General features: G+C 41.4%; 2 tRNA genes. Both read right to left on the bottom strand.

Features of this window, described 5'->3' with window-relative positions:
- Positions 1-254: 254 nt before the first annotated feature.
- Positions 255-331, bottom strand: a tRNA-Ala gene (locus U0R10_RS11340).
- Positions 332-460: 129 nt separating this feature from the next.
- Positions 461-534: transfer RNA gene (locus U0R10_RS11335), tRNA-Ile, on the bottom strand.
- Positions 535-706: the final 172 nt, after the last annotated feature.

Raw genomic sequence — 706 nt, 5'->3', positions numbered from 1 at the left:
ATTTGCTCTTACTCTTTACTTTATTCTCACAATATGTCAAAGAACCTTGTGTAAACTTTGATAGATAAATCCATCGCATTTACATCGTTCCCAAGTCCAAACTCTCATTCGAGTAGGGGAGGGTGGTAGTCAGTAATCAGTAGCCAGTTGACAGTAGTCAGTCTGGAACTTTAATACTTCTTTCAATCGGATGATTAAACTCGTTCGCTTAATCGGTAACTCTTAATCTTAACTCTTAACTCTTAATTCTTTGTTGGTGGAGAATAACGGATTCGAACCGTTGACCCCCTGCGTGCAAGGCAGGTGCTCTAGCCAGCTGAGCTAATCCCCCAGGTTAATGGGTTCTCTTTGTTAATCTCTTGTTGTTAAACTCGTTTGCCTAACGCTTACTCTCACTTTTTATCTCTCACCTCTTACTTCTTCACTCTTACTTCTCATCCCACATGCCTTTCATTTCTTGTGGGCCTGCGTGGACTCGAACCACGGACCTCTACATTATCAGTGTAGCGCTCTAACCACCTGAGCTACAAGCCCGCTTTGTAATCTTGCAATCCTTAAAACTTTTAAAAGGATCTGCTCTCATTCAAGCAACCTTTCCTTTAAGCGTGTGATAGAAATAAAAACGATTGACATATGCTTTAAACATATATCAAAAATAAATAGCGTCTCCAGAAAGGAGGTGTTCCAGCCACACCTTCCGGTACGG

The organism is Aquirufa avitistagni, assembly GCF_042715545.1.
Classification (GTDB): domain Bacteria; phylum Bacteroidota; class Bacteroidia; order Cytophagales; family Spirosomataceae; genus Aquirufa; species Aquirufa avitistagni.
The sequence above is the reverse complement of the archived record's forward strand: the minus strand, read 5'-3'. Positions and strand labels throughout refer to the sequence as shown.